This window comes from Bradyrhizobium sp. AZCC 2262, assembly GCF_036924535.1.
Taxonomy (GTDB): Bacteria; Pseudomonadota; Alphaproteobacteria; order Rhizobiales; family Xanthobacteraceae; genus Bradyrhizobium.
This window is the reverse complement of record NZ_JAZHRT010000001.1, coordinates 3,869,381-3,889,838: the sequence shown is the minus strand read 5'-3', so window position 1 is coordinate 3,889,838 and position 20,458 is coordinate 3,869,381. Positions and strand designations below refer to the sequence as shown.

The following is a 20,458-nucleotide window of genomic DNA, read 5'->3' as shown; positions in this document are numbered from 1 at the left end:
AGAGCGAGGCGGAGCGCTTGTTCTACTCGCGCTGGAAAGCCAGGTTCCTGGAGACCTTGTGACGTTCCAGCGCATGGCCGATCAACACATCCATAAGGTCGGATTGCGGTAACCCGCTGGCCTCCCATAGCCGCGGGTACATGCTGATATTGGTGAAGCCGGGAAGGGTATTGGCTTCGTTCACGAACACCTGCTCGCCGCTGAGAAAGAAATCGATACGCGCCATTCCTTCACAGCCCAGCACGCGGAACGTCTTGATTGCGAGCTCCTTGATGCGGTCGGCCACCGGAGCGGGCACATCGGCCGGAACCTGAAGAGCGGCGCCATCATCGTCAAGGTACTTCGCATCGTAGGAATAGAAACCGTGCTTGTCGGCAGGGACGATCTCGCCGAGTTGAGACGCACGGATGTTGCCATTCGCATCTTCAAGCACGGAGCACTCGATTTCCCGCACCGGGGTGACACAGCGCTCAATCAATATCTTCCTGTCGAAGCGAAACGCCAACCTGCAGCAAGCTTCGAACTCTTCGGCGGTTCGAGCCTTCGACACGCCCACCGACGAACCCATGTTGGCCGGCTTGACGAAGACCTCTGGCGAACCAACGGCGCCGACCGCGTCGTCATGCGTGAGTGGTGACATGGCCGACATGGCGACGTAGGGCACGACCGGCAAGCCCGCATCGCGCATCAGCCGTTTTGCGACGTCCTTGTCCATCGAGGCGGCCGATCCCATCACACGAGAGCCTATGTAGGCCACGTCGCACAGTTCGAGTGCGCCCTGAACCGTGCCATCTTCGCCATTGGGGCCGTGCAGGACCGGGAAGAAGAGGTCAAACGCCGGCAATTCTCGAATCCCTGCGGTATTCCGCTCAAGCGCCAGCGCGCGGCCATGTCCGCCCGGCAACAGGGTCAGCTGCGGTCCATCGTCCGGAATGGCCAGCGCAACAGCGCCGATGCCGGCGCCGTTACCCGCGTCAGCGAGAATCCAGCGGCCATCCCTGGCGATGCCGATCAGCGTGACGTCATACCGGTTGGGGTCGAGGGAACGAAGCACGTTCGCTGCGGACGCCCTGGATACGTCGTGCTCCGCGGAGCGCCCGCCGAACAGGATAGCGACCCTTGTCTTGCGTTCTGCCATCGTTTCGCTTCTCGTTAGTCAGCCGAAAAATGCAGCGTTCTGCTTGCATATAGTCAAACGAACACGTCCACAATTTGGCGCCAACGCGGACCGGTCTGCGCGTCGGGGCATCTCGGCTTCTGGCCCATCGCGTCATCGGCATGGCTGCTTCTGCGTCGCTTTTCCTGCACGGCCTTGTCCGTGCCCGCCCCGCGACCCCAATTCCCTGCCGATCGGCCAGTTTTCAAAAACGATGCGTTTCCAAAATTGCGCAGTCCATGCGCTTGCATCTATCTGGCGATATCGGTAGGTGAGGGGGCAGGCGTTCTGCTTCACAAGGAAAATCCATGGCCCACACCATCGTTACCATTGTCGGCAGCCTCCGCAAGGAGAGCTTCTCGCTCAAGATCGCCAACACTTTGGCCAAGCTCGCGCCTGATACGTTGAAGCTTGACGTCACGACGCTTCAGGGCATTTCCTTCTTCAACCAGGATCTGGAAGCCAATCCCCCGGCCGACTGGCTGGCGTTCCGCGAAAAGCTGCAAAAGTCGAACGGCGTGCTGTTCATCACGCCGGAATACAACCGCTCGATCCCCGGCGTGTTGAAGAACGCCATCGACGTCGGCTCGCGCCCCTATGGCAAGAGCTCGTTCCTCGGCAAGCCGGTCGGCATCATCAGCAACTCTCCGGGGCCGCTGGGTGGCGTCAGCGCGGCCAAGCATCTGCAGAACATCCTCCCGGGCATCTCGGGTCCGATCCTGGGCCAGCCCGAAATCTACCTGAATGCTGTCGGCGATGCCTTCGACGAAAAGGGCGAGTGCACCAAGGAAGCGCTGCAGAAGGTGCTGCAGCAATATATCGATGCCTTTGCGGCGTTCATCGAGAGGCAGAACAGCTAACCACTCTCTCAGCGTCATTGCCTGCGACAAACGCGAAGCGTTTGCGCGAGGGGGCGAAGCGACCAGGCAATTCATCTGTCCGTTATGCCGCGCTATGGATTGCTTCGTGGAGGCTGCCATCACTGTGCGAGCGCAATTGCGCTCGTCGCGGGGCGCGCATCCGCGCGACCCGTCGGCTGGCAATGACGGCGGAGAGGGCGGGTCCATTCTTGCCCACACCCGTCGTCTTAGGATTCCATTAACCCGGCCATCGCATCTTGGGCCATGGTCTCCCGCGCCCGATTGAAGTCCATCCTGACAGGCCTCGCCCTCTACACGATGGCGGCGCTGATGGTCGGCTATTTCGGCGTCAACGCCTATACCGGCAAGTACGGACTGAACGCGCGACAGGAACTCGATCAGGAGATCGTCGCGCTCACCTCGGAACTGGCGCGGCTGAAGCGGGAGCGGGCGCAGGGCGAACAGCGGGTGTCATTGTTGCGCTCCAATGGGGTCGATCCCGACATGCTGGACGAGCGCGCGCGCTTCCAGCTCGACTACGCCAATCCGCGCGATCTGATCCGGACCATCAAGCCGAACTAGTCTAGGTCGCGGACTCGCTAGCACACAGCCAAATGCGGCGATTGCGATCCGGCATTTCCGAGACTATCCCCTACCGGACATGACGCGGAGCGGCGCTTTTGACCCTAACAAGGCCTTCGAATTGTGCCACTGATTCCGGGATCGGTGGGAAGATCCCTTGCGGCCCGACGCACCAGGCTCACGAAGTTGCGAACCACTGGCGACGATTCGCCGCGGCGGGATGCGAGGTTCAGGACGGCTTTCGGCTGAGAGACGCCCTTGAGCGGCCGGTACGCGATGCCGTTCATCGTCATTTGCTGCATGCAGGCCGGCACTAGCGAAATGCCGAGCCCGACGGCGACGAGGCTCAGCGCCGATGTGATACGAGGCGCTTCCTGGCCGAGGCGAGGGCTGAACCCTGCCTTGAGGCATGCCGCCATCGTCGCCTCATAGAACGCGGGTCCGAGCTGCCGTGCGTAGACGATGAATGTTTCACCGGCAAGATCCCTCAATGAAAGGGCCGCGCCGCCGCGATCGCGCTGCGCCAACGCGTGATCTCTCGGCAACGCGACCACCATCGGTTCCACCAGTAATGGATTGACGACGAGGCTCTGCGGTTCGGCAAGGGGTGCGCGCATAAAAGCAACATCCATCCGGTCATTGCGCAGGCGTTCGAGCGCCTCCGTCCTGAGACACTCGTCCAGCGTTAGCGACACCAGCGGGAAGGCTGTGCGAAACGCGCGGATGACGAAAGGCACAAAGGGATGAAACGGAGCGGTCGGCATGATGCCCACGCAGAGGCGGCCTAGCTCGCCCCGCGCGGCACTGCGTGTGGCTTCGAACGCGCCGTCGTATTGCGCGAGCGTCGCGCGGGCACGATCGAGGAAAACCCGCCCCGCTTCGGTTAGCTCGACCCCGCGCGCCTTGCGGCGAAAGAGCTGGACATCGAGCTCGGTTTCGATCGCCTTGATCCGCTGGCTAAGCGGCGGTTGCTGCATGCCGAGCCGCTCCGCGGCCCGCGTGATGTGTCCCTCTTCGGCGACGGCGACGAAGTGTCGGAGATGTCGCAGCTCCATGCCATATCCATTTCGATATGAATTGTGCCTGATCCATATAATACCTCGGCTACCTCGCAAATGATATACCGGCCTTGCTCGATACAGGAGATGGTCATGACGCTGCTGCGCCGGCAATTTCTGCATCTGACGGCGGGCTCGCTTGTCGCGCCCGCGCTGTCGTCCTTAGCATTTGCGCAGACCTACCCGGCGCGGCCGGTGCGCGTGCTGGTACCTTACGCGCCTGCCGGCCCGGCCGATATCTTGGCGCGGCTCGCCGCGCAGAAGCTTTCCGATCAGTTGGGAAAACAGTTCTTTGTTGAGAACATCGGCGGCGCTGGCGGCAATATCGGCATGGGTCAGGGCGCCAGAGCGCCCGCTGACGGCTACACCGTTCTGGTCGTTCCGCCGAACATCGTCGTCAATCCGGCGATGTACGACACGGTGCCCTACGATCCCTACAAGGACTTCGACCCGGTCACGATTGCCGTCAGCGCGCCCACGGTGCTGTCGGTGCATCCGTCGCTGGCGGTCCAAACGGTCAAGGACCTTGTTGCCCTGATCAGGTCCGGCGGCGCTAGATACAGCTTTGCGTCGCCGGGCACCGGCACTCCGCCACATCTGATCGGCGAGCATTTCCGCCTGTCACTTGGGCTCGACCTCGTACATGTGCCGTTCAACAGCGCGGGCCAGGCCGTCGCCTCGGCGCTCGCCGGGCACACGCCGATTGTATTCAGCTCGCTGCCCCCTGCCGTGCCGCAGATCAAGGATGGCAAGCTACGTGCGCTGGCCGTGACCAGCAAGAAGCGCTCGCCGGCGCTTCCCGACGTGCCGAGCATGGTGGAAGCCGGCTATCCCGAGATCGAGGGCGAGGGATGGTTCGCCTTCATCGTTCCGGCCGGAACGCCAAGCGAGATCACTGCGCTCCTGAACCGCGAGATCGTCAAACTGATCGCGCTGCCCGACGCCAAGGAGAAAATGGCGGTGCTCGGGTTTACGGCGATCGGCACGACGCCTGAGCAGGCGGCCGCGCTGTTCCGGACGGAGAGCGCCAAATGGGCAAAGGTCATACGCGAGAGCGGCATCAAGGCCAATTGATGCTGCGCGCGTCCTGCGCCGAGTATCGACCGTTTGAAGTCAGGTTCTGGGCCCTTTTCGGACCCCACGCGATGTGAGACTTGAGTCCGGAATTCGCATCAAAGCGGGCGTCCGTAGACCACTCTGAGTTTATGGGGTCACGCCCTGGTTTTCAAACCGATGTCACGAACGCCGCCGACGTCAGATTGGCGTCCGCGCGCCGATCCGCAAATTTCAAAAAACAGCAAAATCGATTTCGAAAATGTCGTGGCTCGCGCTGCAGTGCGGCATAAGCAATATTTTCTCCAGCGCACGCAATCCTTTCACGCCGGTTTGAGTTGGGATAGAGAGGGCTGATCGGTCTCTCTCACCCGGAATTGCCATGGCTGCACCCAAGAAAAGCGTCGAGAAGGAATCAGGGCAAAAGGCAAACGGGTCCCCACCGGAATTCACCAAGGCGCAGGAGCTCGCTGCGCTCCGGGACATGCTGCTGATCCGCCGCTTCGAGGAAAAGGCCGGCCAGCTCTACGGCATGGGCGCGATCGGCGGTTTCTGCCATCTCTATATCGGCCAGGAAGCCGTCGTGGTCGGGATGCAGATGGCCCTGAAGCAGGGCGATCAGGTCATAACGGGATACCGCGACCACGGCCACATGTTGGCCTGCGGAATGGAAGCCAACGGCGTGATGGCCGAGCTCACCGGACGCCGGGGCGGCTACTCCAAGGGCAAGGGCGGCTCCATGCACATGTTCAGCATGGAAAAGAATTTCTACGGCGGCCACGGCATCGTCGGCGCCCAGGTCTCGCTCGGCACCGGTCTCGCCTTCGCCAACCGCTACCGCGGCAATGATTTCGTCAGCGTCGCCTATTTCGGCGATGGCGCGTCCAACCAGGGCCAGGTCTACGAGAGCTTCAACATGGCGGAGCTGTGGAAGCTCCCGGTGATCTATGTGATCGAGAACAACCGCTACGCCATGGGCACCTCGGTGACGCGCTCCTCCGCCCAGACCGATTTTTCCAAGCGCGGCGACTCCTTCAACATTCCGGGCCAGCAGGTCGACGGCATGGACGTGCGTGCCGTGAAGGCCGCCGGTGACGAGGCCGTCGCCTGGTGCCGCGCCGGCAAGGGGCCGTTCATCCTGGAAATGCAGACCTATCGCTACCGCGGCCACTCGATGTCGGACCCGGCGAAATACCGGACCCGCGAAGAGGTCGAGAAGATCCGCCACGACCAGGACCCGATCGAGCAGGTTCGCAACCGCCTGCTGGCGGCCAAGGTCAGCGAGCAGGAACTGAAGGCCATCGACGCCGAGGTCCGCGAGATCGTCAATGCCTCGGCGGATTTCGCCCAGCGCGATCCCGAGCCCGATCCTTCCGAGCTCTGGACCGACGTCTACCGCTAAATTTCAAGACGCGCAGAACAAACTAAGAGCATGATCCGGAAAAGTGGAAACCGGTTTTCCGAAAAGATCATGCTCAAAAGATCTAAAGAGTGATTTCGGGAGCTGATATGCCCATTCAAGTGCTGATGCCTGCGTTGTCGCCCACCATGGAAAAGGGCAACCTTGCGAAGTGGCTGAAGAAGGAAGGCGAGACCATCAAGTCGGGCGATGTCATCGCCGAGATCGAGACCGACAAGGCGACGATGGAAGTCGAGGCGACCGATGAGGGCACGCTCGGCAGGATCTTGATCCCCGAAGGCACCGCCGACGTCGCGGTCAACACGCCGATCGCGACCATTCTGTCCGACGGCGAAAGCGCCGCCGATCTCGGCAAGATGGCGGCGGCACCAGCCGCGCCCGCACCGCCGGCTGAGGCCAAGGCGGAGGCGCCTCAGCCGAAGGGCGATGAGAAGAAGGCGCCGGCTGCACCGGCCGCTGTCGTCGCCGAGCCCGATCCGGAAGTCCCCGCGGGCACCGAGATGATCACCCAGACCATCCGCGACGCGCTGCGCGATGCGATGGCCGAGGAGATGCGGCGCGACCCGGACGTGTTCCTGATGGGCGAAGAGGTCGCGGAATATCAGGGCGCCTACAAGGTCAGTCAGGGTCTGCTGCAGGAATTCGGCGCGCGGCGCGTGATCGATACCCCGATCACCGAGCATGGCTTTGCCGGCATCGGCGTCGGTGCGGCGATGTCGGGCTTAAAGCCGATCGTCGAGTTCATGACGTTCAACTTCGCGATGCAGGCGATCGACCAGATCATCAACTCCGCCGCCAAGACGCTGTACATGTCCGGCGGCCAGATGGGCTGCTCGATCGTGTTCCGTGGGCCCAACGGCGCCGCGTCTCGCGTCGCAGCCCAGCACAGCCAGGACTACTCGGCCTGGTACTCGCAGGTTCCGGGCCTGAAGGTGATCGCGCCGTTTTCGGCCGCCGATTACAAGGGACTGTTGAAGGCCGCGATCCGCGATCCCAACCCCGTCATCTTCCTCGAAAACGAGATGCTGTACGGCCATTCCGGCGAGGTACCAAAACTCGACGATTACGTGATCCCGATCGGCAAGGCGCGGATCGTGCGAACGGGCAAGGACGTCACGTTGATCTCGTGGTCGAACGGCATGACCTACGCGCTCAAGGCCGCCGATGAACTCGCCAAGGAGGGCATCGAGGCCGAGGTGATCGACCTGCGCACGCTGCGTCCGATGGACACCGAGACCATCGTGGCGTCCGTGAAGAAGACCGGCCGCGCGGTGACCGTGGAAGAGGGCTGGCAGCAGTCGGGCGTCGGCGCCGAGATCGCCGCCCGCATCATGGAGCACGCCTTCGATTATCTTGACGCGCCGGTGGCGCGGGTGTCCGGCAAGGACGTGCCGATGCCTTATGCGGCAAACCTCGAAAAGCTCGCATTGCCCAACGTGGCCGAGGTGGTCGCGGCCGCCAAAGCCGTTGCCTATCGGTAGGTCGATATGGCCGGTCCCAACGAACAGCCATTGCCGCCTGACGTCATTGGCCGCGAGGATGCCGTCGAAGTGCTGCGCGCCTTCGTGGTCGATGGGGGACTCTCGATCGCGTTCCAACGCGCCTTCGAGGAGCCCGACATGTGGGGCCTGCTGCTGGTCGACATCGCGCGCCACGCGTCCCGCGCCTATGCGCGCGAGAGTGGCTACACCGAGGACGAGGCGCTGACGCGTATCGTCGACATGTTCGAAGCCGAAATCAATCGGCCGACCGATGTGGGCTCAACCACGTCCCGGTCGCAACAGGGTCACTGACAATGCCGATCAACATTTTGATGCCCGCGCTGTCGCCCACGATGGAAAAGGGCAACCTTGCCAAGTGGCTCAAGAAAGAGGGCGACAAGGTCAAGTCCGGCGACGTTATCGCCGAGATCGAGACCGACAAGGCGACGATGGAAGTTGAAGCCGTCGACGAGGGCACGATTGCGAAGATTCTGGTGCCGGAAGGCACGCAGGACGTGCCGGTCAACGATATCATTGCGGTGCTGGCCGGCGACGGCGAGGACGTGAAGGCGGCCGGTGCCGGAGCAGGGGCCGCGCCCGCTCCGAAGCCCGCTGAGGCCCCGAAGCCCGCCGCGGCTGCGCCAGCGGCTCCAGCACCGGCGCCCTCGCCTGCAGCGGCTCCCGCGCCAGCCCCTCAGGCTGCGGCCGCCAAGGGCAACGGTCACGCCCGTATCTTCTCGTCGCCCCTGGCGCGCCGTCTCGCCAAGGATGCGGGCATTGACATCGCGCGCATCAACGGCTCCGGCCCGCATGGTCGCATCGTTGCGCGCGACGTCGAGGGCGCGAAATCCGGCAAGGGCCTGAAAGCCCCGGCCGCCGCGCCTTCTGCGGGTCCAGGCCTTGCGCCCGGGATGTCCGACAAGCAGATCCTCGCTTTGTTCGAGGAGGGCTCCTACGAGGTCGTGCCGCATGACGGCATGCGCCGCACGATTGCGCAGCGCCTCACCGCATCGGTGCAGACCGTGCCGGTTTTCTACCTGACGATGGACTGCGACATCGGCAAGCTGCTGGTGGCGCGCGAGGAGATCAACGCCGCCGCACCGAAGGACAAGGAAAAGAAGCCGCTCTACAAGCTCTCGGTCAACGACTTCGTCATCAAGGCGATGGCGGTCGCGCTGCAAAAAATTCCGAACTGCAACGTGAGCTGGACCGAAGGCGGGATGCTCAAGCACAAGCATTCCGACATCGGCGTGGCCGTGGCGATGCCCGGCGGGCTGATCACGCCGATCATCCGCAAGGCCGAAACCAAGACGCTCTCCACCATCTCGTCCGAGATGAAGGACTACGCAGCGCGCGCGCGGGCGCGCAAGCTGAAGCCGGAAGAATATCAGGGCGGCACCACGGCGGTGTCGAACCTCGGCATGTACGGCATCAATCATTTCACCGCCGTGATCAATCCGCCGCAGGCGACGATCCTCGCCGTCGGCACCAGCGAGGAGCGCCCGGTGGTGCGCGGTGGCAAGATCGAGATCGCGCAGATGATGAGCGTGACGCTGTCCTGCGACCATCGCGCCATCGACGGCGCGCTCGGCGCCGAGCTGATCGGGGCATTCAAGCAGCTGATCGAAAACCCCGTGATGATGATGGTGTAATAGCCGTCATTGCGAGCGCAGCGAAGCAATCCATCTTACTCGCGACAATGTGGATTGCTTCGTCGCAAGGGCTCCTCGCAATGACGAAAGAACCGTGATGGTCGCACGATAAAAGCGAGCGAGTAGCCAATGGCCGATACATCCTTCGACGTCATCATCATCGGCTCCGGCCCCGGCGGCTACGTCACCGCGATCCGCGCCGCCCAGCTCGGCTTCAAGACGGCGATCATCGAAAAATCCTATCTCGGCGGCATCTGCCTGAACTGGGGCTGCATCCCGACGAAAGCGCTTTTGCGTTCCGCCGAGATCTACCACTACATGCAGCACGCCAAGGATTACGGGCTCTCCGCCGAGAAAGTCTCGTTCGATCCGAAGGCCGTCGTCGCGCGCTCGCGCGGCGTTTCAAAACGCCTCAATGATGGCGTCGGTTTCCTGATGAAGAAGAACAAGGTCACGGTGATCTGGGGTGACGCGTCGATCGACGCGCCCGGCAAGGTCACGGTGAAGAAGTCCGCCGTCGAGGCGCCGAAGGGCGCGCTGGGCGAGGGCACGTATCAGGCAAAACACGTCATCATCGCGACCGGGGCGCGGCCGCGCGTGCTGCCGGGGCTCGAGCCCGACAAGAAGCTGGTCTGGACCTATTTCGAGGCGATGGTGCCGGAGCGGATGCCGAAATCGTTGCTGGTGGTGGGCTCCGGCGCGATCGGCATCGAGTTTGCCTCGTTCTTCCATACCATGGGCGCCGACGTCACCGTGGTCGAGGTGCTGCCGCAGATTCTCCCGGTCGAGGACGCGGAAATCGCCGGCCTCGCGCGCAAGCAGTTTGAGAAGCAGGGCATCAAGATCCTCTCGAACACCAAGGTGACAAAACTCGAGAAGAAGGCCGATAGCGTCGTCGCTACTATCGACGATGGCAAGAAGCCGCAGACGGTCGAGTTCGAGCGGGTGATCTCGGCGGTCGGCGTGGTCGGCAATATCGAAGGCCTTGGGCTGGAGAAACTCGGCGTCAAGACCGACCGCGGCTGCGTCGTGATCGACGGCTACGGCAAGACCAGCGTGCCCGGCGTCTACGCTATCGGCGACGTCGCAGGCCCGCCGATGCTGGCCCACAAGGCCGAGCATGAAGGCGTGGTCTGCATCGAGGCGATCAAGGGCCTGCACCCGCACGCCATGGACAAGAACCTTATTCCCGGCTGCACCTATTGCCACCCGCAGGTTGCTTCTGTCGGCCTGACCGAGGCGAGAGCGAAAGAGGGGGGACGCGAGATCCGGATCGGCCGCTTCCCCTTCGTCGGCAACGGCAAGGCGATTGCGCTCGGCGAGGATCAGGGCCTGGTCAAGGTGATCTTCGACAAGAAGACCGGCCAGTTGTTGGGCGCGCACATGGTCGGCACAGAAGTGACCGAGCTGATCCAGGGCTACGTGGTCGCGATGAATCTGGAGACCACGGAAGAAGAGCTGATGCACACAATCTTCCCGCATCCGACCCTGTCGGAGATGATGAAGGAAGCCGTGCTGGACGCCTATGGGCGCGTGCTGAATATGTAACGGAGCGGAGCGACAATAGCAGCCCCGTCATCCTGAGGTGCTCGCGTAGCGAGCCTCGAAGGATGCACGGCCCGGATCGAACAGCAGGGCTCGTCGCCCTTCGAGACGGCCGCTTCGCGTCCTCCTCAGGGTGACGGATCTGCCAGCGAAAAGACCAGAACAAGAAAGAACAATCGTGAAAGACAACGACAATCTGACCATCGAACGTCCTACGTTCGTGACCCATCTCGAATGCGCGATGGAAGGCGATCATTATCCGGCCGACCAGATCCACAATCTCTCCAAGGCAGGCAAGCCGCTCTTGGTGCGCTACGACCTCGCGGGCGTGAAGAAGGCGCTGACCAAGGACGCGCTCGCAGGGCGTCCCGCCGACATGTGGCGCTATCGAGAGCTGCTGCCGGTCCGAAAAGCTTCCGATATCGTCAGCCTTGGCGAGGTTACGACGCCGCTGATCCGGTTGCCGAAGCTTGCAAAGAAACTCGGCGGCGGCGAGATCATCGTAAAGGATGAAGGCCGGTTGCCGACCGGCTCGTTCAAGGCCCGTGGCCTGGTGATGGCGGTGTCGATGGGCAAGGCGCTCGGCATCAAGCATATGGCGATGCCGACCAACGGCAATGCCGGCGCGGCGCTGGCGGCCTACGCGACCTCCTGCGGGATCAGGACCACCATCTTCTGCCCGGCCGATACGCCCGAAGTGAACGTCAGCGAGATCGAGCTGCAGGGCGCCACTGTGTATCGCGTCAACGGGCTGATCGACGATTGCGGCAAGATTGTCGGCGAAGGCAAAGCAAAGGCCGGCTGGTTCGATACCTCGACGCTGAAGGAGCCGTACCGGATCGAAGGCAAGAAGACGATGGGGCTGGAACTGGCCGAACAGCTCGGCTGGGAAGTACCTGACGTAATCTTCTACCCGACCGGTGGCGGCACCGGCCTGATCGGCATGTGGAAAGCTTTTGCCGAACTGGAATCGATCGGCTTCATCGGCTCGAAGCGGCCGCGGATGGTCGCGGTGCAGGCGTCCGGTTGCGCGCCGATGGTGCGTGCTTTTGAAGCGGGCACCGAGCACGCGCCGCGCTGGGAAGACGCCCACACCATCGCGTCAGGCATCCGCGTGCCGCAGGCGGTCGGAGATTTTCTGATCCTGCGCGCGGTCCGCGAGAGCAAGGGATTTGCGATTGCGGTCCCTGATGAGAAGATTTCTGCTGCGCTAAACGAAGTGGCGCGCGAGGAGGGGCTGTTGCTGTGCCCCGAGGGGGCTGCGACCTACGCCGCCTACCAGCAGAGCCTCGCCGACGGACGCGTGACGAAAAATGATCGCGTGATGCTGTTCAATTGCGCCACAGGGCTTAAATATCCGCTGCCGCCGGTCACGCGCACGCTTGATCGACATCAGCCGATCGACTACGCGAAACTCTGACAGTCGTGCGGCGGTTGTGATGGGAGCTTGAAATGCGAAAGATAGTTCTGTCGATCCTCGCGATGTTCGCATTCGGCAGCGCCGCGATCGCACAAAACTTTCCATCGCGTCCCATCACCATCATCGTGCCGTTCTCCGCCGGCGGTCCGTCGGATGCGATGGCGCGGATCCTTGCCGAGCGTATGAAGACCACGCTCGGCGAAACGGTGCTGGTCGAAAACGTGACGGGAGCGGGTGGTTCGGTCGGCGTCGGCCGCGCGGTGCGTTCACCGCCTGACGGCTACACCATCAGCTTCGGCCATCTCGGCACTCACGTCGCGAACGGCGCGATCTACAAGCTCGGCTACGACCTCGTCACCGATCTCGAACCGGTTGCCTTGCTGCCGAGCAATCCGATGATCATCGTCAGCAAGAAAGAGGTTCCGGCAACGTCGCTGAAGGAATTGCTGGCGTGGCTGAAGGCGCAGCCGTCGCCGCCGACGGCCGGCACCGCAGGCGCGGGCTCCGGCAGCCACATTGCCGGGCTCTATTTCGAGAACGTCGCCGGCGTCAAGCTGCAATACGTGCCGTATCGCGGCACTGGCCCAGCGATGAACGATCTCGTCGCCGGCCAGATCGATCTGATCGTCGACCAGACATCGAACTCGATCGGGCAGGTGCGCGCCGGCAACATCCGCGCCTATGCCATCACCGACTCCAGGCGCGTAGAGTCTGCCTCCGACATTCCGACCGTCGACGAGGCGGGGTTGCCCGGATTCCACATGACGCTGTGGTCCGGCCTTTGGGTGCCCAAGGACACGCCAAGGGACGTCGTCGCTAAGCTGAATGCCGCGGCGGTCGACGCCCTGAGCGATCCGGCGGTGCGCAAGCAGCTCGAAAATCTCGGCCTCCAGATGCCGCCAAAGGACCAGCTCACGCCCGAAGCGCTCGGCGCCTGGCAGAAGGCCGAAATTGCAAAATGGTGGCCGATGATCAAGGCCGCCAACGTCAAGGTGGAGTGAACGGCCGAAACCGGACAACCGCATTTTCCGAGATTCCCCCTGACCAGGCACCCCGAAATCCGCGCCAATGACCGGGAGCGGGCATTCCGGGCGATATGCACTTCTTGATCCCTGGCTGCGACTCGACCCGCATGCTTTGGTCCCCCTGTATGACACCGGCTTGTGGGGCCTTCTTGACCGGCGAGCGCGTAGAGCTGCGGGGGGGGCGGCCGCGCGATTTTCTTTGTCTTGGGTTGCGCGGCGGAGGTATCGTCCAGAGCAATCGGTTCTGATTGAATCAGAACCGAAACTCTAGATTCTCGTTTTGACGCGTTTTCTACCGCAGATAAGTCTACGCAATCTGCGTAAACTTGATTGCTATGCGAACTAATATCCACGTCGCTCGGAAACGCCATAGGGCATGTCAATGACCGCGAAAGCGCCTTTGCTCCGACTGCTTGCCCCGTTGTTCGGTGCGACGTTGGTGGCATCGTTCGCCGTGGCCGAAGGCCCCATGAAAGGGGCGGACTTTTTGCGTGTCGTCGCGGATCAAATGCATCAGTTGCAGATCGTGAAGGTCGGGACTTTTGCGTTCCGCGTGCAAACGTCGGCAATCGGCCAGATCGGATACAATGAGGATGCCAGCACGATCGTTCTGACGCCGTTCTCCGGCCGGGTTACCCGTTTGATTGCCAAACCCGGCGATCAGGTCAAGAGGGGTGATCCGCTGCTGGAAATCGATAGCCCTGAACAATTCGCGCAGCAGAACGACTTCATCGCAGCACAGGCTGCAAAAAGAAAAGCAGGCTCCCAGCACAATCTGGCACAAATCGTCGAGAGGCGCGTTCGCGATCTTCATGAGGGCAAGGCTGCACCGTCCAAGGATTTGCAGCAGGCCGAGGCGCAGCTCGCGGCGGCCGAAAATGACCTGCGATCGGCGGATACGGCGTTCGAGGCCGCGCGCGCCCGGCTGCGGATTCTCGGCCGTACCGATGAGGAAATCCTGAAACTCGAGCAGACCGGTATGCTCAGCCGCGTGACCACGATCACGGCGCCGATCGGCGGCACCGTCGTTTCACGCAAGGTAGGGCCTGGACAACATGTCAAAGCCGATTCGGGGGACGCCCTGTATACGATCGCCGATCTCTCGACGATGTGGCTGAAGGCCCAGATATTCGAGCAGGATATCGCGCAGATACGTATCGGCCAGGAGATCGAGGCCAGGGTTTCTGCTGTGCCGGGCAGGATCTTCAAAGGCCGCATCGACGCCATCAACTCGGCTTCAGACTTGACGACGCGCCGCATTGTCGTCCGGTCCGAGATCGAGAATGCCGACCGTCTGCTCAAGGCCGAGATGTTCGCGATGTTCAAGATCAGCATCGACGATGCATCATCGGCCCCGGCGGTGCCGACGGACGCGGTAATCCGCGAGGGGGATATTGCCACCGTTTGGGTCGAGACCGAGCCGATGCTGTTCAAACGCCGCGTGGTTGACATCGGTATCCAACAGGACGGTTTGACGCAGATTCGCAGCGGTCTCGATGCCGGAGAATTGGTGGTCGCGCAGGGGGCGATCTTCGTTGACAACGAGTGGCGCCAATGAGTAGGCGGTACGGGGCCCTTGATGCTGCGTAGTCTGATCGCATTCTGCCTCTCGCGGCGGCTGCTGGTGATGGTCGCGTTCGCGGCCTTTCTCGGTCTTGGCAGCGTTGCTTTCCTGACCTTGAACATCGAGGCCTATCCCGATCCGGCGCCGCCGATCATCGAGATCATCGCCCAGCAGCAGGGCCAATCCCCCGAGGAAGTCGAGCGCTACATCACGATTCCGATCGAGATCGCAGTCGCCAGCACGCCGGGCCTGAAGTTCATCCGCTCCAACACCGTCTACGGGCTCGGCTTTATCCGTCTGCAGTTCGAATACGGCCGCGACTATCATTTCGTTCGTCAGCAGACCATCAACCGGCTGAAGGATGCGGTTCTGCCGGCCGGCGTCCTGCCGGTGATCTCACCCGCCGGAGGCATCAGCGAAATCTTTCGCTACGAGCTTGTCGGGCCTCCGGGCATGGACGTCATGAAGCTCAAGACGCTGCAGGACTGGGTGGTCGAACGCAAGCTGCGCATCGTGCCCGGTGTTGCCGACGTCGCTGTGCTCGGCGGAAAGACCAGGGAGTTCCAGGCCGAGATCAATCTCGACCGCATGATGGCTTACGGGCTGACGCTGCCGCAGATCATGACCGCGATTTCGGCGAGCAATTCCAATGTCGGCGGCCGCACCATCGCGATCGGCGAACAATCGGTCAATGTCCGCAGCATCGGCGTCGTCACCTCGATGGACGACATCGGCAATATCGTATTGACCCAGCAGGGCGGCGTGCCGGTGCTGGTGTCCGACGTAGCCAAGGTCCAGATCGGCTACGCGCCCCGGCTCGGTCTCGCCGGCCGTGACGACAAGACCGACGTCGTCACCGGCATCGTCCTGATGCAGAAACTCGAACGCACCATGGACGTAGTCAAACGCGTACGCGTTGCGGTGGAGCGTATCAACTCCGATGGATCGCTGCCGGTCGGCGTCAAGATCGTGCCATTCTATGACCGCGGTGATCTCGTTGCGATCACGGTGCAGACCGTTCTGCATAATTTGCTGTTCGGGGTCGCGCTCATATTCCTTATCCAGTGGGTGTTTCTCGGCGACCTCCGCTGCGCGTTGATCGTCGCTGCCACAATTCCGGTGGCGCTGTTGCTTGCAGTGATGATCACGGTGATGCGGGGCGAGTCCGCGAACCTGTTGTCGGTCGGTGCTATCGATCTCGGCATCATCGTCGACGGCACCGTCATCATGGTGGAAAATATCTTCCGCCAGATCGCCCATCACTCGCCACGGCTGCCGGCGGGGCGCAGCGCCAGGCTCAGCGACAAACTTGGCTGGATCCTGACCGGCGCGGTCGAGGTCGACAAGGCGATCTTCTTTTCGGTCATCATCACCATCGCAGCGTTTCTGCCGCTTTTCACGATGCAGGGCGTGGAGGGCCAGATCTTCGGGCCGATGGCGCGGACCTACGCCTATGCATTGCTCGGCGCCGTGATCGCGACTTTCACGGTCACACCGGTGCTGGCCTCATATCTGCTGCCGGCTCATGTCCAGGAAGTCGAAACCTTCGTGGTCCGCCATATCCGCAAGCTCTACCAGCCCGTTCTGGCGCGCGCGGTCCGCAACTATCGCCGCGCCGCTGTTATCGCAGCGGTGTTTCTCGTGCTGTGCCTCAGTCTGGGGTTACGGCTCGGCACCGAGTTCCTGCCCAAGCTGGAAGAGGGCAATCTCTGGATCCGCGCCGTGATGCCGCCGACCATCACGCTCGAGGCCGGGATGGAAACGGTGGCCAAGATCCGCGCCATCATATCGAGCTATCCGCCGGTCCAGACCGTGTTTTCCGAGCAGGGACGCGGTGACGAAGGCACCGATCCCGACGGCTCGTTTCTCGCCGAGTTCTTCGTTCCGCTCAAGCCGGCTTCCACGTGGCCATCGGGGCTGACCAAGGAGCAGATGGTCAAGCAGATGAGCGAGAAGCTCAACCGGGAATTCGTCGGGGTCGATTTCAACTTCTCGCAATACATCCAGGACAATATCGAGGAAGCCGTCTCCGGCGTGAAAGGCGAGAACTCGATCAAGATCTTCGGCAGGGACCTCAATGAACTGGAACGGCTGTCCAAGTCGGTGAAGACCGAACTCTCGGGCGTCCGCGGCGTCGCCGATCCCGCCAGTTTCAACCTGCTCGGCCAGCCCAATTTGATCGTCCAGATCGACCGCGCCAAGACCGCGCGCTACGGATTTTCGATCAGCGACATCAATTCCGTGGTTCAGGCCGCGATCGGCGGCCAGGAAGTTTCCAAGGTCTATGAAGGCGAGATGATCTTCGCGCTGACGGTCCGCCTGGCGCCGGAATACCGCAGGAATGTCGACGCCATTCGCGCGATTCCGGTAGCGCTTCCAAACTCGGATCCCAAGACGCCGACGGCCTATATTCGGCTTGGCGATCTTGGCGAGATCAAGCTCGTCAGCGGCGCGGCCTATATCTACCGCGAGAACAGCCAGCGCTTCATCCCGCTGAAATATAGCGTCCGCGACCGCGATCTCGGTTCGACCGTGGTCGAGGCCCAGGAGCGGGTTCAGAAGAACGTTCCGCTCCCCCAAGGCTATTCGCTCGAATGGTCGGGCGAATACGGCGCTCTGGTGGACGCAAAGAAGCGGCTCGGGCTGATTGTGCCGTTGAGCCTGCTTCTGATCCTGATGCTGCTCTACAGCCTGTTCAATTCGATACGGGACAGCCTGCTGGCGCTGTCGGGCATTCCGTTCGCGGTGGCCGGCGGAATCCTTGGACTCTATATCGGTGGCCTGAATTTCAGCGTCTCGGCCGCGGTTGGCTTCATCTCGCTGTTCGGCGTGTCGGCGATGGATGGCATCCTGCTGATGTCCTATATCCGCCGCGACATCGAGGAAGGCATGGGGACGGAGGACGCTATCATCCGCGCTTCCGAAACAAGGATGCGGCAGATCTTCATGACAGGGCTATCGGCGTGTATCGGCCTGGTCCCGGCTGCCATCTCGACAGGGATCGGCTCGCAGGTTCAGCAGCCACTGGCGTGCGTCATCGTCGGCGGGATGCTGCTGTCCCCAATCGCCAGCCTGCTGGTCATTCCGGTATTGGCAAGACTGTGGATGCCAACGATAAAGGAAACCGGGATGCGTGAGGTTGCAATCCGCTGACCTATCGGTACGGCGAACTTACTGGGCCGCGCGCGGCACCGGCGCCGCGTTCGTCTCCTGCGTAACAACGCGCGCGTCGGTCTTCGACGCCACTGCCGCGTCACTGTCAAAACGCTTGCGGTAGACCGCCAGATTCTCGATCACCCGCTGGACATAGTTCCGCGTTTCCGAAAACGGAATGCGCTCGACCCAGTCGACCGCATCGACCTTGGGGTCACGCGGGTCGCCATAGGCCTTGACCCAGTCCCGCACCCGGCCCCGGCCGGCATTGTAGCCGGCAAAGGTCATGATGTGATTGCCCTTATAGTCGCTCAGCAGCGCGCTCAGTTCGGCGGCGCCCATCTGCGTGTTGTAGACCGGATCGGAAACCATGCGGTCCCAGTCGTAGCTGACCTTGAAGCGTTTTGCGGTATCGCGTCCCGCTTCCGGCGTCACCTGCATCAGGCCGACCGCATTTGCCGCAGACTTGTCGCGCTGGTCGAACGCGCTCTCGGTGCGCGCCACCGAATAGATGACGCTGCGTTCGATTTCGGGAGCAACCTGGCGGTGCGGCGGAATCCCGATGGTGGGAAAGGCGTAATGATCGAGCGCCAGCCCGCGGCCGAGCGAGGGTTTTCCGACCTGTAGCATTGCGCGGGCATCGTTGCGGCGGCCTGTGAGTTCGCCGAGCGCTTCGAGCAGGGCAACATCAGCGCTTTGTTCGCCGAGATCGGCGGCAAAGTAGAGCACGACGTCGCGCTCGCCGATCTCGTAGAGCATCTCGGCGGCGCGCACGCGTTCGTCCGTGACCGAAGCATCGGCGGAGGCGAGAACGGGTGAGGGGGCGCGCAGTTCGATCTGGTCGCGGCCGAGTCTGGCGCGCGCGAGTTGCCCGTAATAGGCGGTCGGATAGCGTGCAGCCGCTTCATAGCTCGAGCGCATCGCATCTTTCTCGCCGAGGGACTCGGCGGCGCGCCCGCGCCAGTAGTGCGCCCGCGCCAGCACGGTCGGGTTGACCTGCCCCTCATCGATGCGGGCGAAATGCCGCGCCGCGGTGGCGGGGTCGTCGAGGTAACGTAGGGCGATCCAGCCGCACATGAAGTGGAAGTCGGACCGGTAGTATTCATTGGCCGGCAGCGCGGCGGGGCGGACCACATCGTAGGCGGTCTGGAACTTGCCGTCATCGAGCAGCTTGCGGGCGAGCGTGCGCCGCTCGCGCCACCATTGATCGGTGTCCTGCAGCGCCATGGTTTCGGGCGCCGCGGCCAGCATCAGGCGGGCTGCATCGTCAATTCGGTTTTGGGCGAGCATCCACTGGATGCGGCAAAGGGTGTAGCCGAGATCCTGCCGTGCCTCGACTGCGACATCGTCGAGCGCATCCTTCGCCTTGTCGGCTTTTCCCTTGACTGCGGCACAAGCCTTCACGATCGCAAGCTCGTCGTCGCCAAGGCGCTTCGCGGCGCGCTTCGCGCCGGCGAGGTCCTTGGCGCCGATGCGCCTGTCCATGCGCGCACGGTGGTCATCGCGATTGAGAAGGTCGCGGAACGTCTCGAGCACATCGGTCTCCAGGCGCTCCGACAATTCGTCCGACCGCCATGCGTCGCGCGCCAGCCTGGCCGCGCCGTCCCGATCGCTCTCAGCGAGCAGCACGCGCGCCAGCGCCAACTTGCCCTTGGCACTGGTGGGCCGATCGCCGGTGAAGCCGCGAACCGTTGCCGCATCGATGCGCTGCTCCCACAGCCGCGCCTCTGCGCGCCGGCGCAGCAACACCGCGCTCGGCCATTCCGGATTAGCGGCGATGAACGCCGCGTAGCGGCTGAAAGTCGCTATCGTCGCCGGGTGGCGCAGGATGAACCATTCGATGAGTTTTTGCGCCGCCGGATCCGCGATCCGGTTCCTTATGTCTGTCGCCTCTTCGGTCTTTGCCTTGCGTGCGAGATCGATGGCTTCTTTCACCAGCGCAAGATCGCCCATCAGCGGAGCGATGGCCTCCTTGGGAGCAGGCGCAGCCTCCGGCCGCTTCGCCTTGCGTTGTGCGGAAACGTGCTTGGCGTGTCGATTTTTTCCGAGCGCCGCGCTGCGCTGAGAGCGAGTTTCCTTCGCTGCGTGCGACTTCTTGGTCGCCTCGTGCGCCTTCTGGGCGTGTGGCTTATAGCTGGCCCGCGCGGTCGCATCCGTCGAGAAGAGGGCGAGCCCAGCGAGCGTGAAAAAACAAGACAGCGAGCGCAAGCACCGGTTCATTCCATGGTCCCCCTGCGAAACCCACGTCACAAACGCTGTTAGAACCAAGAGATCTTGCAAAACCAAGAGATCGCGTGATGCCTATGGCCCTGGACTGTTCGAAAGATACCACAGCGCCCGAAGTGCAAGTGTCACGTGTGCACAACAAACGCGTGCAAAATGAGGCAGATGGAACCCGAAGAGTTCCAGCGTATGCGTGGAATCGCCTTCGACCGCGGACGAAGCGGGCCTGTCGGGCTCAATGCCGCGCACGTTGATGCGCTGAACGA

The 20,458-nt window shown here is 62.6% G+C and carries 15 protein-coding genes; 12 read left to right on the top strand and 3 right to left on the bottom strand.

What is annotated here, in order from left to right; all coding sequences use genetic code 11:
- Positions 1–22: 22 nt before the first annotated feature.
- Positions 23–1,138, bottom strand: coding sequence for a D-alanine--D-alanine ligase family protein (locus tag V1283_RS18540; protein WP_334387886.1), 1,116 nt, complete (start codon positions 1,136–1,138; stop codon positions 23–25).
- 326 nt (positions 1,139–1,464) lie between these two features.
- On the opposite strand from V1283_RS18540, the gene V1283_RS18535 reads away from it, so the two are divergent.
- Together V1283_RS18535 and V1283_RS18530 are read left to right on the top strand one after the other, a co-directional pair.
- On the top strand, positions 1,465–2,016 hold the full coding sequence (locus V1283_RS18535) for an NADPH-dependent FMN reductase (RefSeq protein WP_334387885.1): 552 nt from the start codon (positions 1,465–1,467) through the stop codon (positions 2,014–2,016).
- A 264-nt stretch (positions 2,017–2,280) separates the two neighbouring features.
- Positions 2,281–2,598, top strand: coding sequence for an FtsB family cell division protein (locus V1283_RS18530; protein WP_334387884.1), 318 nt, complete (start codon positions 2,281–2,283; stop codon positions 2,596–2,598).
- Positions 2,599–2,702: 104 nt separating this feature from the next.
- On the opposite strand, the gene V1283_RS18525 is transcribed toward V1283_RS18530, so the two are convergent.
- Complete coding sequence (locus V1283_RS18525) at positions 2,703–3,653, bottom strand: LysR family transcriptional regulator (RefSeq protein ID WP_334393098.1); 951 nt, start codon at positions 3,651–3,653, stop codon at positions 2,703–2,705.
- A 96-nt stretch (positions 3,654–3,749) separates the two neighbouring features.
- On the opposite strand from V1283_RS18525, the gene V1283_RS18520 reads away from it, so the two are divergent.
- From V1283_RS18520 to V1283_RS18475, 10 genes are all read left to right on the top strand, one after another.
- Positions 3,750–4,730, top strand: a complete 981-nt coding sequence (locus tag V1283_RS18520) for a Bug family tripartite tricarboxylate transporter substrate binding protein (protein WP_334387883.1) — start codon at positions 3,750–3,752, stop codon at positions 4,728–4,730.
- Between the two features lie 361 nt (positions 4,731–5,091).
- Positions 5,092–6,111 carry a pyruvate dehydrogenase (acetyl-transferring) E1 component subunit alpha gene (gene pdhA, locus V1283_RS18515; RefSeq protein WP_334387882.1) on the top strand — a complete coding sequence of 340 codons (1,020 nt, stop codon included), beginning with the start codon at positions 5,092–5,094 and terminating at the stop codon, positions 6,109–6,111.
- Between the two features lie 107 nt (positions 6,112–6,218).
- A complete protein-coding gene (locus tag V1283_RS18510) occupies positions 6,219–7,610 on the top strand; it encodes a pyruvate dehydrogenase complex E1 component subunit beta (RefSeq protein ID WP_334387881.1) in 1,392 nt (463 codons plus the stop codon).
- A 6-nt stretch (positions 7,611–7,616) separates the two neighbouring features.
- Complete coding sequence (locus V1283_RS18505; protein WP_212419061.1) at positions 7,617–7,922, top strand: DUF5076 domain-containing protein; 306 nt, start codon at positions 7,617–7,619, stop codon at positions 7,920–7,922.
- Positions 7,923–7,924: 2 nt separating this feature from the next.
- Complete coding sequence (locus V1283_RS18500) at positions 7,925–9,262, top strand: pyruvate dehydrogenase complex dihydrolipoamide acetyltransferase (protein WP_334387880.1); 1,338 nt, start codon at positions 7,925–7,927, stop codon at positions 9,260–9,262.
- A gap of 129 nt (positions 9,263–9,391) precedes the next feature.
- On the top strand, positions 9,392–10,810 hold the full coding sequence (lpdA, locus tag V1283_RS18495) for a dihydrolipoyl dehydrogenase (RefSeq protein WP_334387879.1): 1,419 nt from the start codon (positions 9,392–9,394) through the stop codon (positions 10,808–10,810).
- A gap of 175 nt (positions 10,811–10,985) precedes the next feature.
- On the top strand, positions 10,986–12,227 hold the full coding sequence (locus tag V1283_RS18490) for a threonine synthase (protein ID WP_334387878.1): 1,242 nt from the start codon (positions 10,986–10,988) through the stop codon (positions 12,225–12,227).
- A 32-nt stretch (positions 12,228–12,259) separates the two neighbouring features.
- Entirely contained in the window at positions 12,260–13,228 is a 969-nt protein-coding gene (locus V1283_RS18485) for a tripartite tricarboxylate transporter substrate binding protein BugD (RefSeq protein ID WP_334387877.1), read from the top strand.
- Between the two features lie 406 nt (positions 13,229–13,634).
- Positions 13,635–14,810 (top strand): efflux RND transporter periplasmic adaptor subunit, encoded by a 1,176-nt coding sequence (locus V1283_RS18480; RefSeq protein WP_334387876.1) that lies wholly within the window; start codon positions 13,635–13,637, stop codon positions 14,808–14,810.
- A gap of 21 nt (positions 14,811–14,831) precedes the next feature.
- On the top strand, positions 14,832–17,969 hold the full coding sequence (locus tag V1283_RS18475; protein WP_334387875.1) for an efflux RND transporter permease subunit: 3,138 nt from the start codon (positions 14,832–14,834) through the stop codon (positions 17,967–17,969).
- 18 nt (positions 17,970–17,987) lie between these two features.
- Here V1283_RS18475 and V1283_RS18470 read toward each other — a convergent pair whose 3' ends face one another.
- Positions 17,988–20,189 (bottom strand): lytic transglycosylase domain-containing protein, encoded by a 2,202-nt coding sequence (locus V1283_RS18470; RefSeq protein WP_334387874.1) that lies wholly within the window; start codon positions 20,187–20,189, stop codon positions 17,988–17,990.
- Positions 20,190–20,458: the final 269 nt, after the last annotated feature.

Excerpts from the sequence above, each read along its gene's own strand:
- V1283_RS18540 (WP_334387886.1), bottom strand. The coding sequence starts at position 1,138 with ATGGCAGAACGCAAGACAAGGGTCGCTATCCTGTTCGGCGGGCGCTCC.
- V1283_RS18535 (WP_334387885.1), top strand. The coding sequence starts at position 1,465 with ATGGCCCACACCATCGTTACCATTGTCGGCAGCCTCCGCAAGGAGAGC.
- V1283_RS18530 (WP_334387884.1), top strand. The coding sequence starts at position 2,281 with ATGGTCTCCCGCGCCCGATTGAAGTCCATCCTGACAGGCCTCGCCCTC.
- V1283_RS18525 (WP_334393098.1), bottom strand. The coding sequence starts at position 3,653 with ATGGAGCTGCGACATCTCCGACACTTCGTCGCCGTCGCCGAAGAGGGA.
- V1283_RS18520 (WP_334387883.1), top strand. The coding sequence starts at position 3,750 with ATGACGCTGCTGCGCCGGCAATTTCTGCATCTGACGGCGGGCTCGCTT.
- pdhA (WP_334387882.1), top strand. The coding sequence starts at position 5,092 with ATGGCTGCACCCAAGAAAAGCGTCGAGAAGGAATCAGGGCAAAAGGCA.
- V1283_RS18510 (WP_334387881.1), top strand. The coding sequence starts at position 6,219 with ATGCCCATTCAAGTGCTGATGCCTGCGTTGTCGCCCACCATGGAAAAG.
- V1283_RS18505 (WP_212419061.1), top strand. The coding sequence starts at position 7,617 with ATGGCCGGTCCCAACGAACAGCCATTGCCGCCTGACGTCATTGGCCGC.
- V1283_RS18500 (WP_334387880.1), top strand. The coding sequence starts at position 7,925 with ATGCCGATCAACATTTTGATGCCCGCGCTGTCGCCCACGATGGAAAAG.
- lpdA (WP_334387879.1), top strand. The coding sequence starts at position 9,392 with ATGGCCGATACATCCTTCGACGTCATCATCATCGGCTCCGGCCCCGGC.
- V1283_RS18485 (WP_334387877.1), top strand. The coding sequence starts at position 12,260 with ATGCGAAAGATAGTTCTGTCGATCCTCGCGATGTTCGCATTCGGCAGC.
- V1283_RS18480 (WP_334387876.1), top strand. The coding sequence starts at position 13,635 with ATGACCGCGAAAGCGCCTTTGCTCCGACTGCTTGCCCCGTTGTTCGGT.
- V1283_RS18475 (WP_334387875.1), top strand. The coding sequence starts at position 14,832 with ATGCTGCGTAGTCTGATCGCATTCTGCCTCTCGCGGCGGCTGCTGGTG.
- V1283_RS18470 (WP_334387874.1), bottom strand. The coding sequence starts at position 20,189 with ATGAACCGGTGCTTGCGCTCGCTGTCTTGTTTTTTCACGCTCGCTGGG.